The organism is Flaviramulus aquimarinus (assembly GCF_039543205.1).
Taxonomy (GTDB): domain Bacteria; phylum Bacteroidota; class Bacteroidia; order Flavobacteriales; family Flavobacteriaceae; genus Flaviramulus_B; species Flaviramulus_B aquimarinus.
Window position 1 is genome coordinate 365,603 of record NZ_BAABJH010000002.1, and the last position, 21,588, is coordinate 387,190.

The 21,588-nt window shown below is 34.6% G+C and carries 11 protein-coding genes; 6 read left to right on the top strand and 5 right to left on the bottom strand.

Going from position 1 to position 21,588, the window contains the following annotated elements; genetic code table 11:
- Positions 1–2: 2 nt before the first annotated feature.
- Complete coding sequence (locus ABD941_RS09980) at positions 3–1,172, top strand: efflux RND transporter periplasmic adaptor subunit (protein WP_345273987.1); 1,170 nt, start codon at positions 3–5, stop codon at positions 1,170–1,172.
- Between the two features lie 145 nt (positions 1,173–1,317).
- Positions 1,318–4,845 carry an efflux RND transporter permease subunit gene (locus ABD941_RS09985; protein ID WP_345273988.1) on the top strand — a complete coding sequence of 1,176 codons (3,528 nt, stop codon included), beginning with the start codon at positions 1,318–1,320 and terminating at the stop codon, positions 4,843–4,845.
- A gap of 146 nt (positions 4,846–4,991) precedes the next feature.
- Here ABD941_RS09985 and ABD941_RS09990 read toward each other — a convergent pair whose 3' ends face one another.
- The 3 genes from ABD941_RS09990 to ABD941_RS10000 form a co-directional block, all read right to left on the bottom strand.
- Entirely contained in the window at positions 4,992–7,664 is a 2,673-nt protein-coding gene (locus ABD941_RS09990; RefSeq protein WP_345273989.1) for a TonB-dependent receptor, read from the bottom strand.
- Positions 7,665–7,798: 134 nt separating this feature from the next.
- A complete protein-coding gene (locus ABD941_RS09995; RefSeq protein WP_345273990.1) occupies positions 7,799–9,067 on the bottom strand; it encodes a pyridoxal phosphate-dependent aminotransferase in 1,269 nt (422 codons plus the stop codon).
- Positions 9,068–9,135: 68 nt separating this feature from the next.
- Entirely contained in the window at positions 9,136–12,069 is a 2,934-nt protein-coding gene (locus tag ABD941_RS10000; protein ID WP_345273991.1) for a TonB-dependent receptor, read from the bottom strand.
- A gap of 285 nt (positions 12,070–12,354) precedes the next feature.
- Between ABD941_RS10000 and aspS the strand changes: the two genes are divergently transcribed.
- Genes aspS through ABD941_RS10015 form a run of 3 tightly spaced genes read left to right on the top strand, consistent with a single transcriptional unit; the run spans position 12,355 to position 16,224 of the window.
- Entirely contained in the window at positions 12,355–14,109 is a 1,755-nt protein-coding gene (aspS, locus tag ABD941_RS10005) for an aspartate--tRNA ligase (protein WP_345273992.1), read from the top strand.
- Between the two features lie 44 nt (positions 14,110–14,153).
- Positions 14,154–15,941 (top strand): chloride channel protein, encoded by a 1,788-nt coding sequence (locus ABD941_RS10010; RefSeq protein WP_345273993.1) that lies wholly within the window; start codon positions 14,154–14,156, stop codon positions 15,939–15,941.
- A 46-nt stretch (positions 15,942–15,987) separates the two neighbouring features.
- Positions 15,988–16,224 carry a hypothetical protein gene (locus tag ABD941_RS10015; protein ID WP_345273994.1) on the top strand — a complete coding sequence of 79 codons (237 nt, stop codon included), beginning with the start codon at positions 15,988–15,990 and terminating at the stop codon, positions 16,222–16,224.
- 79 nt (positions 16,225–16,303) lie between these two features.
- Here ABD941_RS10015 and ABD941_RS10020 read toward each other — a convergent pair whose 3' ends face one another.
- Positions 16,304–16,753, bottom strand: coding sequence for a nucleoside deaminase (locus tag ABD941_RS10020; protein WP_345273995.1), 450 nt, complete (start codon positions 16,751–16,753; stop codon positions 16,304–16,306).
- A 65-nt stretch (positions 16,754–16,818) separates the two neighbouring features.
- A complete protein-coding gene (locus ABD941_RS10025) occupies positions 16,819–19,518 on the bottom strand; it encodes a T9SS-dependent M36 family metallopeptidase (RefSeq protein WP_345273996.1) in 2,700 nt (899 codons plus the stop codon).
- 214 nt (positions 19,519–19,732) lie between these two features.
- Here ABD941_RS10025 and dxs point away from each other — a divergent pair, with 214 nt between their 5' ends.
- Complete coding sequence (gene dxs / locus ABD941_RS10030) at positions 19,733–21,502, top strand: 1-deoxy-D-xylulose-5-phosphate synthase (protein ID WP_345273997.1); 1,770 nt, start codon at positions 19,733–19,735, stop codon at positions 21,500–21,502.
- The last annotated feature ends 86 nt before the right edge of the window (positions 21,503–21,588 follow it).

Below are 21,588 nucleotides of genomic sequence, written 5' to 3' on the forward strand. Positions count from 1 at the left end.
AAATGAAATATATATATTCCCTTGTATTAGTAAGCTTTCTTTTAACCTCTTGTGGAGGCAATAAGAAAAAATCTGTTGAAGATATTATAGCAACAAACGATTTAGAACTCATCAGGAAAAAGAAAACTGAATTAGATGCTTCAGCACGAGACATATCAATGCAGTTAAAGCAACTTGAATCAACAATTAAGACCCTAGACCCTCAAGAAAAAATTCCTTTAATTACAACTTTTACAGCCAAAGAAACAGCTTTCAATCACTTTGTAGAATTACAAGGTAATGTTAGCACAAAACAAAACTTAGTTGTTTTTCCTGAATATTCCGGAGTCCTAACAAAAGTATATGTAAAAGAAGGTCAAAAAGTTGGCAAAGGCCAAATTTTAGCAAAAATTGACGATGGTGGGCTTAGTCAACAATTATCGCAATTAAAAATTCAAGCCGATTTGGCAAAAACGACTTTTGAGCGTCAAGAGCGTTTATGGAATCAAAAAATAGGTAGCGAAATTCAATACTTACAAGCTAAAGCCACTTACGAATCACAACTTGAGGCTACAAAACAATTACAACAACAAGTTGGCAAAACAGTTGTACGTGCCCCATTTAATGGAACCATAGATGACGTTATAACCGAACAAGGTAGCGTTGTTGGTCCAGGTCAATCACAATTATTTAGAATCGTAAATCTTGATGATATGTATATTGAAACGGATGTGCCTGAGCGTTATGTTTCAGATATCGTAAAAGGTAAAAAAGTGAAAGTGGATTTTCCAGTTCTAGGCAAAGAAATAGAAGCTAAAGTCCGTCAAGCTGGAAACTTTATAAACCCGGCAAATAGAACTTTTAAAGTTGAAGTTGGAATTTCAAATAAAGATGCCTCAATAAAACCAAATCTTACGGCAAAGTTAAAGATTAATGATTACAGCAATGAAAAAGCCATTCTAATTCCGCAAAGTATTATTTCGGAAAATGCGGAAGGTCAACAATATGTTTACACTATAACAGATAAAGTTAAAGATAAAGCTAAAGTAAAACGTGTGATTATTGAAACTGGCAAAACACAAGGCGACTATATTGAAGTGCTAACTGGAATAGAAAATGGCGAAGAAATTATTGAAGAAGGTGCCCGTAGTGTCAAACAAGGCCAAGATGTAAAGATATTAGTGATAGAATAGGCTTAGTAGTTTATAAATCAACTAAGTTATCACAATTACAATAAAAAACATTAAAGTTTATATCATTTGGGCAATGAATTTAGCTATAGCTTTTAAACTTCTAAACCCATAAACTCTAAACTTTTAAACCCATAAACTTCCAATCATGGCAAAAAAGAAAAATATTAAAAAAGTAGATAAAGAATTCGCACTTTCATCATGGGCCATCAACAACAAAACAACCATGTATGTGTTGATTGCGTTGATCTTATTCCTTGGTGCAGGGGCTTATTTTAGTATGCCTAGAGAAAACTTCCCAGAAATTAAAGAAACTAAAATTTATATAAGTTCTGTTTACCCTGGAAATACTGCCGAGGATATTGAAAAACTGATTACCGACCCTATTGAAGATAAATTAAAAACGGTCAGTAATGTCGTTGAAATCACCTCAACCTCTCAAGAAGATTACTCTATTGTTATTGTAGAGTTTGACGAAAACATCTCCGTTGAAGGTGCAAAACAAAAAGTGAAAGATGAAGTCGATTCTGAAACTTCAGGCGAAGATTGGCCAACATTTAATGGTGCCAAAGTAGAGCCTAATGTATTCGACTTGAGTATGTCTGAAGAAATCCCCATTCTAAATATTAATATTTCTGGTGATTATCCTGTAGATAAGCTTAAAGAATATGGCGAATATCTTGAAGATGAAATAGAAAGTCTGCAAGAAATTAAACAAGTAGATATTCGTGGTGCACAAGATAAAGAAGTTGAAGTTGCTGTAGATATTTACAAAATGATGGCTGCTCAAGTAAGTTTTGATGATGTTATCAATACCATAAGCAGGGAAAATATGACTATGTCTGCTGGTAATTTAATTACAAGTGGACAACGACGTACCATTCGTATTTTAGGTGAAATTGAAAACCCCAAAGAACTTGAAAACTTTGTAGTAAAGTCTGAAATGAACAACCCTATTTATCTAAAAGACGTTGCTAAAGTCACGTTTAAAGATGAAGACAAAACGACGTATGCTAGAGAGTTTGGTGAGCCCGTAGTTATGCTAGACGTTAAAAAGCGTGCAGGTAAAAATATGGTGGCAGCAGCAGAACAAATTGATATTATTGTTAAAGATGCTATTGAAAACGTATTCCCTCCAGATTTAAAAGTAACCGTGGCTAACGACCAATCATCAAAAACCATTGGACAAGTTGATGATTTAGTAAATAATATCATTTTCGGTATCATTCTGGTTGTAACCGTATTAATGTTCTTTTTAGGTTTTAAAAACGCCTTATTTGTTGGGTTTGCCATACCGATGTCTATGTTTATGTCGCTGATGATATTAAACATGTTAGGCTATACCATGAACACCATGATTTTATTTGGATTAATTATGGGGCTTGGTATGTTGGTTGATAATGGTATTGTTGTGGTAGAGAACGTATACCGATTAATGTCCGATGAGGGCATGAGTCGGATTGAAGCTGCTAAAAAAGGGATTGGTGAAATTGCATTTCCTATAATCATATCAACCGCAACAACTGTAGCCGCATTTATTCCGTTAGGATTATGGCCTGGGGTTATGGGACAGTTTATGATTTATTTCCCCATTACCTTATCTGTAGTTTTAGGGTCATCATTATTTGTTGCTATTTTCTTTAACTCAGTTATGGTATCCCAATTTATGACTACTGAAGACAAGGACATGCCCTTAAAACAAATCATTAAAATTTCTGTAATTGTAGGAGTTATTGGGTTATTTATTTTAATGACTGGTGGCGCATACAGAGGGCTTGGTACCTTAATGATCGTAACCGTATTTTTACTTTGGATGTATCGATTATTCCTTAGAAAATGGGCTAACGGTTTTCAAAATAACAGTTTACCACGCTGGGAACGTTTTTATGAAAAAACACTTCGTAAAGCTTTAAGTGGCAAAAAACCTGTACTCATTTCTATTGGAACCGTTGTTTTACTCTTTATTGCTTTTATGGGGTTTGGCGCTTCAGTTGGAAGTCAACGAACTAAAGTCGAATTCTTTCCTGACAATAAGCCCAACCAGATTATTGTTTATATAGAATATCCTGAAGGTACCGATATTAAGAAAACAAATGCCATTACAAAAGACATTGAGCAACGTGTTTATAAAATTATAAATGAGTCCGTTTATATGCACGGGGATTTTAATTTCTTAACTGAAAGTGCTGTTTCGCAAGTTGGTGAAGGTGCTGGAAACCCTCAAACCGATGGAGGTTCTGCGGCAGAAATGCCACATCGTGGAAAAATTACAGCCACCATGCGCGAATATAAATTTAGAGATGGTGCTGATAGTCAAGAGCTTCTTAAAAAAGTACAAGAAGATTTAAAGGATATTTATCCAGGTGTTGCTATTTCTGTTGAAAAAGATGCTGTAGGCCCTCCTGCTGGATATCCTATAAATGTAGAATTAGAAGGCAATGATTATTCAGAACTTATTGCTACCGCTGAAAAAATGCGCGATTTTATTAATTCTAAAAACATTCAAGGTATTGATGAATTAAAAATTGATGTTAATAAATCTAAACCTTCAATGCAAGTGATGGTTGACCGAAAAAAGGCTGGGGAATTAGGTGTCACTTCAGGTCAGGTTGGTCAACAATTACGTAACTCCATTTTTGGAGCTAAAGCTGGAATCTATAAAAAAGAGGGTGAAGATTACGATATTTATGTCCGCTTTAATGAAGAAAACAGGTATAATACCAGTGCTATCTTCAATCAAAAAATCACGTTTAGAGATATGGCATCTGGGCAAATAAAAGAAGTTCCTGTTTCTACCATTGCCAAACAAAACAATAACTCTGGTTTTAGTGCTATAAAGCATAAAGATGTAAAACGTGTAGTAACCTTATATTCAGCATTAGCCTCTGGATTTACGGATGCTGGCGCCATTGTATCTCAAATCCAAAATGAAATGCAAGGTTTTACTGAAAAACCAGATGGTGTTAAAATTGATTACACAGGTCAAATTGAAGAGCAAAATAAACAAATGGCATTCTTAATGGGCGCATTTTTTACCGGTTTAGGCTTAATTTTCTTTATTTTGATATTCCAATTCAATTCGGTTTCAAAACCAGGAATTATCATGTTGGCTATATTCTTAAGCTTAATTGGTGTATTTGGTGGTATTGTTGCCACAGGTAGTGCTTTTGTTATAATGATGACTATGATGGGTATTATATCCCTTGCAGGAATTGTGGTAAATAACGGTGTGGTACTCCTAGATTACACCCAACTTTTAATTGACAGAAAAAAGGTAAAACGCGATTTAGAAGATGACCAGTATTTACAACAAGACGATCTTATTGAAGCTATTGTTAAAGGAGGAAAAGCACGTTTACGCCCTGTTTTATTAACGGCTATTACAACTATTTTAGGGTTAATTCCGTTAGCAACAGGTTTAAACATTAACTTCTTTACATTATTTAGTGAATTTAATCCACACATTTATATGGGTGGAGATAATGTTATTTTCTGGGGACCTTTGGCTTGGACTGTTATTTATGGTCTTTTTATTGCAACTTTCTTAACATTAATTGTCGTTCCTATTTTATTCTTTTTAGTCACTAAATTTAAAATGTGGTTATACAAAGACCGAGTAGCCGATATTAATGAAGCCTTAATACCTAAAGAGGTTTTTAATATGGATAAAAATTAAATTAGTTTTCTAATCTAAAATATAAACAACCTGATAATAGGGGTGTTTAAAAAAATTCTTTTTTCTCATGTTAAGAAAGATTAATTAATAACGAAAAAAGCCTCAACGTTTGTTGAGGCTTTTTTAATGCTATTAGTGGTTATACATTAAAATTTAAATGTAATACTTCCGTTAATAGTTGTTCCATTAAAACCAAACTGATTAACTTCCCATGGGTATTTAAAACGACCACCCAAATCTGTAACAACATCGCCGTTTGTTTCTATCTCATCTGGATAGACATCTAATAAATTACTTGCTGATAAATTAGCAGAGAATTTTTCAGAAAACTCATAATTAATTACTAAATCGGTTATTACTTTTCCAGAAAATGTTTGATCATTAGCAGGAGTTGTGGCATGTTGCCATGTAACTTCACCGAAATAGGTGTTATTCAATATAAAATTCCACTGATTAATATCGTAATCTAAACCTAATAAAATTTTAGATTGTGGTCTAGCTGAAATAATTCTAGATTGCTCTTTTCTATTAAAAATATCATAATTATTATCACCTATAAGTCCAGGGGCTTCTAATTGCAAGCCATCGGTAGTTGGATCAGAATCTGCATTTGTTATTTTTGTATCATTGAAGTTAGCTGCTAAAGTAGCTCCTAGTTTACCATTTCCTAACTCTATATTTCTATAATTTATAACAATATCCAACCCAGATGTTTCTGTATCTACAGCATTTGTAAAAAACTTAAGGCTGGTAATTGAGTTATCAATTAATACTTGTTCTACTGGATTAGTTGTAGTATCATCTCCATCAAATCCAATTTCACCGGTAAATAATACTCGGTCATCAACTTTAACATTGTAATAATCTACAGATACAGATAAATTATTGATAGGTTTATACGTAATCCCTGCTGAAATATTTTTAGATGTTTCTGCAGTTAACTGAGGTACTCCTAATCCATTTCTAATTACTGAATCCACATTGTTAAATGTTCCTTGGTTAGAAATAGTACCTCCAGAAACTAATGTTTGTACATTACTCAAATAAATTTGATGTAAAGACGGCGCTCTAAAACCTGTACTATACGATGCTCTTATAGCACCTTTATCAAGAGAATATCGACTACTTACTTTCCAAGAGGTATTATCTCCAAAATCGCTAAAATCCTCATAACGGATAGCTCCACCAATTAAAAGTTTATCTGTAGGTTCCCATTCTAAATCGCCATAGATACCTATGTTGTCTCGGTCCGCTTCTACAGCATTACTTGGCTGCAATCCTGGAAAGGATTGTGCGCCCCCACTACCTGTTGGATTAAAATAAGAGGCTGGATCACCTTCTTTTGCAGTAAATTGTTCTTTTCTAACTTCAGTTCCAAAAGCAACATTTAAATTACCAAAACTTCTAGTTAGGTCTAAATTAGCTAAAGTATTACTAAACGTATACGCTCCAACATCAAAAGACGTTGGGCTATTAGCTCCTAAATCTCTATTAAGTGAATTATTAACTTCATAATCAACAGCATTTCTACCATAAGTTCCACTTAAATCTACATTAAAATTAAACAGCTTCCACTTTGTCCCTAATGTTATATTATTATCTCTAATATCCGTTTCAAAAGTAGGTTGAAACCCTTGGTATGTCGTCCCAGCTTCATGTAATAAATTAAAAGGATCTGGAACCCAATATGGTGTTCTGTATAAAGCAAAACTTTTTCCCTTTCTATAGGTTAATCCACCAAAAGTGTAAAACTCACCATTACCACCTTTAAAAGGTACCCCTGCATTAAAAAAGATATCTGTTTTTTTTAATTCTGGTTGACCTACAGTCATTCCTAAATCAGGATTGGCCGCTAACCAAGGCCCAAATGTAGGGTCGTTTGCAGGCACTCCAAAAAGAGCATCTGCACCTGGAGTACCAGCTCTATTAGTTTCTTCTTGTTCATAATAACCAAAAGTAAAATTAAAATACCCACCGTTGTCATCTAAACTAATAGCGCTATTGAAATCTGCAGCAAAATTAAAACCATCGCCTTCAGTCGTAATTCCAGACCTAACATTTACAGTAGAATACTCTACATCTTTTTTCAAAACCATATTAATTACACCTGCAATAGCATCAGATCCATATTGTGCAGATGCACCATCTCTTAAAACTTCTATTCTTTCAATGGCTGCTGCTGGAATACTTTTAAGGTCAACACCTACCTCTCCTTTACCAGGAGTATCGTTTATATAAACCAAAGCACTTTGGTTTTTACGTTTTCCATTAACCAATACTAAGGTTCTACTTGGCCCTAATCCTCTTAAATCTGCAGGATCAAAATGCGCGGTAGCATCAGAAATTGTTTGATTTGTTGAGTTAAAAGATGGCACCTTATAGGTTAACATTTTATCTACTGTTGGTTGCCCCGTATTCGTTAATTCTGTAGCACTTATATTGTCTACAGGAACTGGTGAATCCAATATAGTTCTAGGTTTTGCTCTGTTACCAACAAGAATAACCTCATCCAAGGACACACCATCTTGAAGCGCTATTTTAATACTAGCTGTTGAGGTTACATTTACTTCTTCAAGGGTATACCCTACTGATGAAATAACTAGTGTAACAGGCAAGCTATCTACATTTAAACGGAACTTTCCATCAAAGTCAGATGTTGTCCCTGTTGTCGTCCCTTTAACAATTATGTTTGCTCCAGGCAAAGGGCTACCTGTGCTTGCTTCATTCACTACCCCTGAAATCGATTCTTGTGCCCATATCACACAAGGAGAAATTAGGAAAATGAATAAAAATGCTTTTAAATCATTTAGTTTAATCATAATATTTAAATTTTGAGTTAGTTGAGTTAAATATGCCAATAATTTATCAATATATCTAAAAAAAATTGTTTAAATTTAATTATACTCAATAAATAACGTTTTTTGTTATTAAATTACTAGCATATAAAAAATAGTTATAATGATTTAACAAAAAGTTTTAGCTTCTCTATACCATTATATACATTTGGACAGTAATTCTGAACGAAAGTGTCTTCAATATTGCCTTTCTTTTCAATTCCGTTTAAGGCTTTTTTTCCATTAAAATCAACAAAAGCCAACCTAAAAAACAAATCTTCTTCTTTAAAGTAAAAATCACTTCCAGGAAGTAAAGCAACACAATACTTATTAAGTAAATGCTTGGCTAAACTTATACTAGTAAAAATCCCTAAAGCATTAATTTGTTTTTTAAAACCATTAAACCCTATCATCATATAAAACGCCCCTTGAGGTGTTGTACATTGTATATTAACAGCGGCTAGTTCTGAATAAACATAGGATGATATTGCCTTTAATACACTATTGCTTTTTTTTATATGTTTCTTAAGCTTAGGTTTCATTTTATAAGCTTTTATAGCAGCATACTGTATTGGTGTGGCCACAGCACTAAAAGTCTCACTAAACAATGATCTATAAACATTATCTAGTTGCTGTAGATCTTTTGGCAAATACATAAACCCTAAACGATATCCACCTGCCGAAAACACCTTACTCAAACCACCAAAAACAATAGTTTTTTCTGGATAGTATTTAGAAATACTGGGAGAAAAATCTTTTTTAAAGTTTACTTGCGAATAAATCTCATCAGACATCACAATAATATTATAGGCTTTACAAACCTTAGCTATGGCTTGCAGTTCTTGATTAGAATAAACAGCCCCAGTTGGGTTGTTTGGCGAATTTAATATCAGTATATTCTGCTCATTAGAATGCTGTTTGCAATAGGTTTCTAAAACCTCTGGAATAAGCTTAAAATTGTGTTTTAAATCTGTTTCGAGAATGGCATGCTTTCCATCTTTAGAATGTATTTGTGGCAAATAGCTTACCCAACTGCCTTTTGGAATTAAAAATGTGCCTTCAAAAATTAAAATGGTTTGGTAAAGCAATTCTTTGCTTCCTGGGCCAATAAACACATGTTCCCAGTTTGCATCTACATCTTGATGCTTTTTTAAAAAACCTGCTATTTGAACCCTAAGGTCATAAAGCCCCGTAGTCGATAAATAATGACTTTGTTTTACGTTTTCTTTTAAAGCACCTACAATACTTTTATGTATTGGAAATGGGGATTGCCCAAAACCAAAATGAAAAACAGTTTCTCCATCTTCTCTTAACTTTTTTACATTTTGATTTATGGCTAAAGTTGCAGATGGTTTTAGCTGACTTATGTGCTTGTTTATCTTTATCATAAAAAAAATTTCAAAAAAAAGCTCCATAATTAATTATGGAGCTTTTAAATAGTTAATATTAAATATTATTACAGCTCAAAATTAAGTCGAGCAAATAGTTGTCTTCCTGTAGTTCCAAATTGAGAAACTCTACGAGAGTAAATAAATTGATCTCCTCCTGTACTACCTGCAGGTACTTCATCAGGATAAACATCAAGTAAATTATTAGCACCTAAAGTTAATCTTAAATCATCACTAAATTTATATCCTATTGTAAGGTCAGTAATAACTTTGCTTGCATAGTTTTGATTTGTATCTGCATCAAATACTTCTCCGAACAATGCATTTCTTAAGAAAAAATTCCAGTTTTTACACTTTAAATTATGGCTTAGATTTGCTTTTGTTCTTGGAAACGCATTTTCTATAAAAGCTCTACTTCCAGCACTTACAATTCTTGTATCAACACCTTCTCCTTGTAAGTCTGTTGGAATATGAACATCTGTAACTTCATTATCTGAAAAAGTAGCAGAAAAATCATTATTCAAAGTCATGTTTTCTCCAATATTTGCTCTGTGTGAAATAACGATATCCAACCCTTGGGTTTTTGTATCTACAAAATTACCAAAGAACTGAACTCTTTCCGCTTCAGCCTGAGTAAACAAATCTTGAATACCTGGGTTACCGTCAAAATCTGTTCTTCTAATTTGATCGGTAAGTGTAATACGGTCATTTACATTTGTAATATACCCATCGACTGTTAGCTTTAAATTTAAAGAAGGTATTTTTGCCGTAAAGCCTAAGCTAACACTCACAGAAGTTTCTTCTTCTAATTGAGAAATCCCAATGTCTCTAGCTATCTTACTATCATTTTTAGCTGTAAGAACTTGAAAACCTTCACCTCCAACAAACAATGTACTTACACTGTTAAAATAAATTTGATGTAATGATGGGGCTCTAAATCCAGTACTAACTGCTCCACGAATATTAAAATTCTCGCTTGCTTTAATTCTAGTTGCAAGCTTACCATTTAAAGTTCCTCCAAAGTCACTATAGTTTTCATAACGTACAGCTCCACTCACTAAAACATTTTCTGAAAAATCGGCTTCTACATCAATATAACCCGCTATACTGTTTCTCCACTTATCCACTTCATTTTGAGGCCTGTATCCTGGAAAAACTTGAACTCCTGCTGGTCTTCTTCTATATAAGTTATCATAAACTCTTTCGTCTGCAGGACCTACTGGGGCAGAATCGTCAGTTATTAAATCCCCATTATCATTATACAATCCATAAGACCCTTCAGACCCAGCTTCTATCATATAGTTTTCAGCACGATATTCAGCACCCCATGCAATATTTAACCCAGATAAAACATCATCAAAAAAGCGAGTAGCATCAAGATTTAAAGTATTTTGTTGAAATGAAAACCCTCCTGCTTCGTAACTCAAATCTGATGCTCCTTGTAAAGTAGCATTAGCAGAATTTCGAATATCAAAATTAAATGAATTTCTTCCCCATGAGTTTGAAAAATCAACATCCCAATCTCCTAGTTTTCCTTTAATTCCAGTTAATACAGATTTGTCTACTATATTAGAATGTATTTGTGGTAAAAAGCCATTAGGGTATAAACCTGTAAAAGCACGTTCTTGGGCTGGTCTTCTGTAAAACCCTGTAGATAAACCAGCTCTAAAACTGGCTCCAGCAGCAGCATAAAGCTCTGTAGAGTTATCGTCTAAAGGGATTGACATATTGGCAAAGAATTTTCCACTACGTAATCTGGATTGTCCAACACGCATAGAAAAATCTAAACGATCTTGTCCTCTTTCTCCAACTTCATAATCCGAAACATCTCTTCTTAATCTAACTGCAGCTTCAGCATCTGCTGCACTAAGTGAAAAATCAGTAATTAAATCAGAAATTGTACTTGTTTCTCCATCTGTTAAAGCTGCATTATATATATCAGCAATACCACCATTTGAACCTAATACGCTAGAAGCATAACTAGCAAGTCCATTTGTATTTATTTCATCTGTAGCGCCATCAAAACCTCCAAATTGTCTTTCTCCTACATTATATACATTATAAATTGTACCTGTATATGCTCTAGATCTTGATGCATAATTACGTGAATAGAAAGATCCTGTAAAATTTATAAAACCTCCATTATCACCAATTTTCAATCCATAATTAGTATCCAATTGAAAATTTTCTCCATCTGTTCCTCCTGTTTGTCTATTAGCTTTTTCTGTGAAATTTGCACCACTAGAAAGTCCTATTTCCAAACCATCCGTTTGATCTTTAAGCACAATATTTATAACCCCTGCTACAGCATCAGATCCATATTGAGCTGCTGCACCATCTCTTAAAACTTCAATTCTTTTAATAGCAGCTGCAGGTATAGCATTTAAATCTGTTCCAACAGATCCTCTACCTACAGACCCATTAACATTTACCAAAGAAGACTGATGCCTTCTTTTTCCATTTACAAGCACTAAAACTTGATCTGGCCCTAACCCTCTAAGTTGCGCTGGATCTAAGTGATCTGTACCATCTGCAATGGTTTGCGAATTAGAAGAAAATGAAGGTGCTGCATAGTTTAAAATCTGATTAACAGTTACCTGTGGTGCTGTTGTTGTTAACTCAGTAACATCAATAACATCAACTGGAACTGGTGTGTCTATGGCTGTTCTATTCTTATTTCTAGAACCAATTAACACAACCTCATCTAATGCTACTCCAGATTTTAGTATAACATTTATTTGACTTCCAGACACTACTACTTCTTGTGTGTCATAACCAACATATGAAAATACAAGGGTATCCCCATTGTTCGCACTAACTAAATAGTTTCCATCAAAATCTGTTGTAGTACCTGATGTCGTTCCTTTCACAACTACAGATACACCTGGCAATGGTCCTGAGTCATCAGTAACAGTACCAGAAACTTCTTGCCCCATTAAGGCTCCTGAAATCCCTAAAAACATTAGGAATGACAATGATTTTAAATTTAAAAATTTAATCATAATATAAATTATTTTTGAGTTAGTAATGCTAATATATACATATTATCGGATGAAACAGTACATAATCGACAAAACATTATGCGCGCATATGATATTTTAACAAAAAAAAGTGTTGAAATTTATTAGATTCACAAAAATAGAAACCCCTAACTATCATATCTTCAAAAGCGACTCAACGTTACAAAACGAAGCATCAAACGTAAAATCTTCATTATAACTAAAAAAACAATTTTTAAAATTAATACTCTATTGTATTTCCTTAAATTTGCACATCAAAATTTTACTATGTTCAGAAGTCATAATTGTGGCGAATTAACAGCCGTTAACATTAATACAGAAGTAACCCTTTCAGGTTGGGTTCAAAAATCTAGAGATAAAGGGTTTATTGTTTGGGTAGATTTACGAGACCGCTATGGCATTACACAACTCGTTTTTGATGAAGAACGCAGCTCTAAAACATTAATAGAACAAGCTCAAAACTTAGGTCGTGAGTTTGTAATTCAAGTCAAGGGAACCGTTATTGAACGGGCTTCAAAAAACCCGAATATACCAACTGGAGATATTGAAATATTAGTTTCTAAACTAACTGTTTTAAACGCATCATTACTTCCTCCTTTTACTATTGAAGATAAAACTGATGGTGGCGAAGATATTAGAATGAAATATCGTTATTTAGATATTCGTCGTAATCCCGTTAAAGACAGTTTGATTTTCAGGTCTAAAGTGTCTCAAGAGGTTAGAAATTATCTTTCCAATGAAGGTTTTATAGAGGTTGAAACGCCTTATTTAATTAAATCGACACCAGAAGGTGCTCGTGATTTTGTAGTGCCTTCGCGTATGAATGAAGGTCAATTTTACGCCCTGCCTCAATCGCCTCAAACCTTTAAGCAATTGCTTATGGTTGGTGGCATGGATAAATATTTTCAGATTGTAAAATGCTTTAGAGATGAAGATTTAAGAGCTGATAGACAACCGGAATTCACACAAATAGATTGTGAAATGGCCTTTGTTGAGCAAGAAGATATTTTAAATGTTTTTGAAGGCTTAACACGTCATTTATTAAAAGAAGTAAATGGTGTTGACATTAAAAAATTCCCTAGACTATTATTTGACGATGCCATGCGTTTATACGGAAACGATAAACCAGACATTCGTTTTGGAATGGAATTTGGCGAATTAAATGCTGTTGCACAGCATAAAGATTTTGGAGTTTTTAATAATGCTGAATTGGTTGTTGGAATAGCAGTTCCTGGAGGAAATAGTTATACCAGAAAAGAAATAGACAAGCTCGTTAGCTGGGTTAAACGCCCACAAGTTGGCGCCTTAGGTATGGTGTATTCGCGCTGTAATGACGATGGAAGCTACAAATCATCAGTCGATAAATTTTATGACCAAGACGATTTAGCCAAATGGGCTGAAGTTACAGGAGCCAAACCGGGTGATTTAATCTGTGTGCTTTCTGGCGATAAAAACAAAGTGCGTGCGCAATTAAGTGCCTTACGTATGGAATTAGCAGAACGTTTAGGTTTAAGAGACCCTAAAGTATTTGCGCCACTTTGGGTTATTGATTTCCCACTTTTAGAGTTAGATGAAGAAACAGGGCATTACCACGCGATGCACCATCCATTCACATCTCCAAAACCAGGGCAATTAGAGTTGTTAGATACAAACCCAGGCGAAGTCAAAGCCAATGCCTACGATTTAGTATTAAATGGAAACGAAATTGGTGGTGGTTCTATTCGTATTCACGATAAAGAAACCCAAGCCATTATGTTTAAGCATTTAGGATTTACTGAAGAAGAAGCCAAAGCACAATTCGGTTTCTTGATGGATGCTTTTCAATATGGCGCACCTCCACACGGTGGTTTAGCTTTTGGATTGGACAGATTGGTTGCTATACTTGGCGGTCAAGAAACCATTCGGGATTTTATTGCTTTCCCTAAAAACAATTCTGGACGCGATGTCATGATTGACGCTCCTGCTCCAATTGATGATGAACAATTAACAGAACTAAGTTTAAAACTTAATTTGAAATCATAATTTTAAAATCCTGCAAAACGCAGGATTTTTTAGTAAATTTATAAATGTCTTTCACAACCAAAAAACTATTACGCAAATTTCTAATCTGGAAATACAAACATATTTCAGAACGGCAATTTGTTTATGTTCTTAGTATTTTAGTGGGCTTTTTAGCAGGTATGGGAACGGTTGTACTCAAAAACTTAACACACTACATTCGGTTACTTTTCGAATTGGATTTTTTCAATAACTACCAGAATTCCCTTTATTTTATTTTCCCAATAATTGGGTTACTGTTGGTTTATATCATTAAGCAAACCTGGTTAAAAAAACATATAGGACATGGTATTTCATCAACCTTGTATGCCATCTCAAAATTAAATGGCATTATTCCAAGGTATAACATTTTTGCGGCTTTAATTACAGCCCCTTTAACAGCTGGTTTTGGTGGTTCTGTAGGATTACAAGGCCCTGCGGTTAGTGTGGGCTCTGCCTTAGGTTCCAATGCCGCTAGACTGTTCCATATGAATACAAAAACGCGCATGCTTTTAATAGGCTGTGCCGTTGCAGGAGCTATGGCATCTATGTTTAAAGCGCCAATAGCAGCTATTATTTTTGCTATTGAAATATTTAGTTTAGACATTGCCTTTACCTCTTTAGTGCCGCTTTTATTAGCCTCTGTTTCGGCTGTTGTAACCTCATACCTGTTTTTGGGAACGGACGTTTTACTTCGATTTGAATTAACCGATAAATTTGAAGTTAACGATATTGCCTTTTATGTGCTTTTAGCTTTAGTAACAGGATTAGCGTCAGTCTACTTTTCAAAAGTGTTTTTTGGTATTACCAACTTTTTCAAACAATTTAAAAGTAGAGCATTAAGATTATTGGTTGGTGGATTAGCCATTGGCACCATGTTATATTTTATCCCGCCACTTTACGGAGAAGGTTACGGTATTATGAACAATTTACTTAAAGGCGATCATCTAGCTGCTATTGGCAATACCCCTTTTAATTTAGATTTATCCAATATCTGGATTGTTATTGGTCTTTTAATGGGTATTGGTATATTTAAAGCCATTGCCATGACCACGACTTTTGGAGCAGGCGGCGTTGGCGGTGTTTTTATTCCAACATTGGTTATGGGGAATGTTTTGGGGAATGTGTTTGCCAAGATTATTAATAATATTGGTCTGGATTTTCATGTTTCCGAATCCAATTTCACCTTAATTGGGATGACAGGATTAATGGCAGGAGTGCTTCACGCGCCATTGACCGCTATATTTCTTATTGCTGAAATTACAGGTGGTTATGAACTTTTTGTACCATTAATGATTGTATCTGCAATTTCGTTTGCCATTACAAAATATTATGTGTCGCATTCTATTTACACCCTTAAACTTGCACAGCGTGGCGAATTAATGACCCACGATAAAGACCAAAATGTCCTCATGGTTTTAGATATTGATAAGGTTATTGAAACTAACTTTATTGTACTTAAACCTGAAATGAAACTTGGCGATATTCTAAAAAAAGCCGTTGCAAAATCCTCTAGAAACCATTTTCCTGTTGTTAATGATGCTCATGAATTTTTAGGAGTTATTCGTTTAGACGATATCAGGCATATGATGTTTGATGCTGATCTTTATGATAAAGTTGAAGCCTCAAGTTTAATGCATGCCGATGCTGGTATTATTGATTATGATGAAGATTCGATGCAAGACATTATGGATAATTTTAAAGCTAGTGGTGCTTGGAATTTACCAGTAATTAAAGATGGGAAATATTATGGTTATATTTCAAAATCTAAATTATTAACGGCCTATAGACGGCAATTGATTAAATTCACCAAATAGAAACCTATAATTGTATTTAATTATTTCAATAGCATCTTTATAAGTCATGAAATATCTTATCTTAATATTAACTATTGCTGTATTTACAAGTATTATCTTAGGTTTTACATTAGATGTAGCATACTCCCAAAAACTCATTGGGTTTGGTGTTGCCGGTCTTTTTTTGGTTGTTTTTCCATTATTTTCTTATTACAGATGGAAAGACAAAGACCCAAAAGACTATGTGCTCACTAAAGAAAACTTAGATAAAATGCGTGACAATCAACGTAATAAAAAGTACTAATATTTGGACATCTGTAAGTCAATAGACAGAGCTAACAAAATATGTGAATTATTCTGAAACAAGTTCAGGGTAATGAAAGTCAATTCAAATTTCGTTTTTCTATAAAAAACCGTTTTAAGAGTGCTGAAGCTTCGTCCTCTAAAACGCCACCTTTTATATGTGTTTTAGGATGTAACTTCGTTTTCAGGTTAATACAACCGCGCTCTTCATCTCTAGCCCCATAAACAATATTAGAAATCTGACTCCAATATAAAGCCCCAGCACACATTTGGCAGGGTTCTAACGTGACATACAGGGTGCAATTTTTAAGATACTTACCACCCAAAAAATTGGCTGCTGCGGTAATGGTTTGCATTTCGGCGTGTGCCGTAACATCGGTTAAGGTTTCTGTTAAATTATGTCCGCGAGCAATAATCTTGTTATCAATAACAATTATGGCACCCACAGGAATTTCGCCTTTTTCAAAAGCAGCCTCAGCCTCTTGAAGGGCTTTTTTCATAAAATGAACATCATCAAAAGGTTCTATCATAGCTGTAAAAATAAAAAAAGGCAAATATATTATTTGCCTTTTTTTGAAATGAAATACTAAAAATCTTAATTTATAATGATTTTCTCATTAACATTTATAAAATCACTTTCTATATTTAAAATATAAAGTCCTGATTGTAAAGTACTCGTATTTAATTCAACCTCATCAATTAAAGAAGCTTCTTTAGAGAGTACTTTTCTACCATTAATATCAACTAAAGTAATGGTTACATCACCTAAACTCTGACTTACTCTAACGGTTAATCTATTAATAGCAGGGTTTGGATATATTCTATAAACCTTAGAATTTAATGCCGCTGTACTTAATGTTGTACAATTAGCTAAAGAGGCGTCTGCAGGATCTGGCATAGTAAAATCTTCTACTTGATCTGTTCTTAACAAAGAATCGCCTTGATCGGCATTTAACCCTAAACCACGGGCAGCAAATACTTCCCAAATCATACATTGGTCTTCACCGCCTGTTAATGCCATATCGGCTGCTAAAATAGCATCTCTTCCATCAACAAATCCTGGATTACAAGGCTGTAACTTAAGACCATCCATAACGATTTGCATAATTTTATTATTTCCTCCTGTTCCATAATAAAAGTCTGAATCAAAACCATATTTTTCAATATACTTCCACGTTAAATCCCACAGCATGGTACACCAAACAGAGCCTACGCCATGTGGCGCACTAATACTAGCCGTATTATTTGTATCATCATAAGTTAAAGGGTTTACACTCGTATCAGGACTATAACGGAATGGTCTAATACCTGGACCATCTGTAGGTTCACTAGAAACAAAAGTTCCAATACCCCTAGCATCTGAAGGCAAATCGCTTGATTTCATGGTTATCATCAACCCAAAAAAGTCAGACCACCCTTCACCCATCTGTTCTGTGTTTGTTGCTGGTACGCAAAACCCATCGGCATCTCGCTCAGTACAAACTGGTAAACAATCCGTATTAAAACCACCTCCAGTTAACCTGTTTGAAATACCATGCCCATACTCATGTCCAATAACTAAATTATCAAAGTCTCCATCTAATCTATCTGGAAGCACCAAAGATGCATTTATAGACTCACTAGATAATGCAGCTATTATAGCTTCTCCATCCGATTGACTTACCATTAAAGACGGAATAGTAACATTATCACCTTCAGCACCAGCTCCCATAGCAATAGGGTCAGTAGCTACATTATTAACCATTATAACAGCAACTGCTCCAGCATTCTCTGCCGCTAACACCTTAACTCCAAACTCACATTCTCCCCTTCTTATTACTACTATTTTTCCAGACAGTGCCCCTGCACCTAAAAGCGGATCACATGCATCATTAGCATCTGTTGAACTACCACTGTTATCATCTACAATTAAAACTAAATCTCCTGTTAAAGGCGTATTTTTGTCTGGTAAAGGGTTTCCAAAAGCTGCAGGGACTCCTCCATATATACCAGCAACTGAACTTGTATTAATAGTTAAAGGTAGACCATCTGGTTTCGACCATAGAAACATTTGCATTCTTGGGGAATTCCCATCTGGACCTGTACCAAAGTTTGCATTATTCACACCACTACCATCTTGTGCATCAGCATTAACCGGATCACCAGCTCCTGCAGAATTAACCCTTTGATAATGTTTTGTTTGAAAAGCACCACTCTCAACGTCAAACCCATATTGATACCAAATATCGTGCATGATATTACTCATGTAAAATAAATTTGTAATGGCTGCTTCTGGACTTGCTGCAGCATCCTCATTCAAATCCAACGCAAAGTTAAAATCTAAACTTGCCGTTCCTTCTGCTAAAAGTCCATCACCATTATTTCCATCATCATCTAATTGCGCTATAACATTATTTCCTTGTGTAGTCGTATATTCAGGACCATCTACACCATCATCATCATGCCACCCAAAAGGCGAAGCTATATCATCAGCAGGCTCAGAAACGACTTGTCTACTGCCATGATTTGGGCTCTCAACAGGTATAGGAAAAACAGTATATTCAGAGCCATCAGATACTGAAAAGTTATTTGCTTTAAAAAGGTCAAACGAAACACCTTTTGACTTTTTGGTATGATGAACACCATGTTCGGTATGGTCTCCACCAAAATTACAACTAACCACCCAATCATTAGCATTTAAAACCTCGCCAGTTACAGCATCTACTCTTATGCTCCACCAGTGTTTACTATCTAACGTATAAATACTTAAATCCCAAGACAATCTTAAAGACCCATCTTTCAGTTGAAAATAAACCAGTTCTACTGGAATACTTTCTTGAGATACACTGCCTTTAGAAAACACAAGCTTTTCTTCTTGTTGCTCAATAGCTTGAATACTGCCTATGGAACCTAATTTAAAATGAGATGCGGCTTTTTGAATAGCTTGTTCTTCATTTAAAGCAGGTGTGGTTGCATTAATTTTGTTTTTAATATCAGATTTGAATTTATCAGTAAAATGAAAAACCTTATCATTTTTTATTCCAACACTAGAAACGGCATTAAAAATCTTGATGCCTTGATACCTTTGATTTAAGTACACATTTGCAATACCTGTCTTTTTAGAAAGCATTTCTTTAGTAACATAAATATCCTCTAAATCTGTACTCGATAGTTTTGAAGTTTTATTACTATCTTGAAGGTAACTTGAAATAATAGCTCCATATTTGGACTTACTTAAAGCACTTTGCCCAGCAACGGAGAAAGTAAATGCCAACAAAAAAGTAAGCACAACAAATTTCTTGTAATCTTTTTTCATAATTATTTTTTTTGAATTAGTCGTTCAAATATAGCTATATCTTTGTAAAAAAAATAATCTTAATGCAAAATTACTACGTATTCAATAATTTTGACGTTTATAAAAAAAGCGTCTTAAGCATTACCAAGCCTGCTTCTTATAATAAATACGCATGAAAAACTCAAATATTATATCTATTTTCAAAATTATTATTGAATAGAAAAATAATAAATTCATGTACTTTTGTCTCGTGCAAAACAACCTTTTAAATACATTACAATCCACTAAAGAACTCCGCCTTTTAAATCAAAAAGACTTAGCTCAACTTGCACAAGAGTTACGTGATTTTATTATTAATATTGTGGCTACAAAAGAAGGGCATTTAGGAGCCAGTTTAGGCGTTGTAGAGTTAACCATAGCCTTACATTATGTTTTCAATACTCCAGAAGACCAATTGGTTTGGGATGTTGGACATCAAGCCTACGGACATAAAATTTTAACGGGGCGACAAACTAATTTCCATACCAATAGGCAACTTGATGGTATAAGCGGTTTTCCGAAGCGTAATGAAAGTGACTATGATACGTTTGGCGTTGGGCATTCCTCCACGTCTATATCTGCAGCTTTAGGCATGGCCATTGCCTCACAATTAAAAGGCGAAGACAAACACCATATTGCTGTAATTGGTGATGCTTCCATTGCCAGTGGTATGGCCTTTGAGGGTTTAAACCATGCCGGTGTAACGGATGCTAATTTGTTGGTTATTTTAAACGATAATGCTATTGGCATAGACCCAAGCGTAGGTGCTTTAAAAATGTATTTAACCAACGTTAAAAAAGGCACCCAAAAACAAGATAATATTTTTGAAGCTTTAAATTTTGATTATTCAGGCCCTATTGACGGGCATGATATGGATACAATTATTTCGGAACTAATTAGGTTAAAAACAGTAAAAGGCCCTAAGTTTTTACATGTTATAACTACTAAAGGAAAAGGTTTAAGACAAGCCGAAGCTGACCAAGTGAAGTACCACGCACCAGGAAAATTTGATGCTAAAACTGGAGATTTACCAGCTAAATCCAATGCGGTATTAGCACCTAAATATCAAGATGTTTTTGGACATACTATTGTTGAGCTTGCTAAACAAAATAAAAATATTGTGGGTATTACCCCCGCAATGCCCACCGGAAGTTCGTTAAAATACATGATGGACGCCATCCCAGAACGTGCTTTTGATGTTGGGATTGCCGAGCAACATGCCGTAACATTAGCAGCAGGAATGGCAACACAAGGACTCATGCCGTTTTGCAACATCTACTCAACTTTTTTACAGCGTGCTTACGACCAGATTATTCATGATGTGGCGTTGCAAAAACTGCCTGTTATTTTTTGTTTAGACCGTGCTGGTTTGGTTGGCGAGGATGGTGCTACGCATCATGGGGTTTTCGATTTATCGTATTTAAGGTGTATTCCAAACCTTATTGTTTTTGCGCCTAGAAATGAGGTTGAATTACGCAACATAATGTATACCGCTCAGTTAGGGTTAGAATTACCTATTGCTATTCGTTATCCAAGAGGACGAGGCGTGACTATAGATTGGAAACAACCATTTTCTAAAATTGAAATTGGTAAAGGCACGCCACTTAAAAGAGGGAAGCATATAGCAATTTTAAGTATTGGTAGTATGGCTAAAAATGTTTCTAAAGCTATTGAAAGTCTAGATATTTCGCATTACGATATGCGCTTTGTAAAACCTTTGGATGAAACGCTACTACACAGCATTTTAAAAACGTATAACACGGTTGTTACTGTTGAAAATAACGCCATAAAAGGGGGCTTTGGAAGTGCTGTTTTAGAATTTGTATCAACCCATAATTACAGTGTCAGCATTAAAACCTTGGGCATTCCAGATATGTTTATTGAACATGGTAGCATAACCGAGCTACAAAAATCTGTTGGCTTAGATATTGAAAGTTTAAAACAGTATTTCAAAGCATTAGTATAAAAATACGGGGTTGAGTTAATACTTAAACGGTATTGGTTCTAAATCTGTTTCAGTATTAAAACAGAACTTTATTTTCCCATAAACTG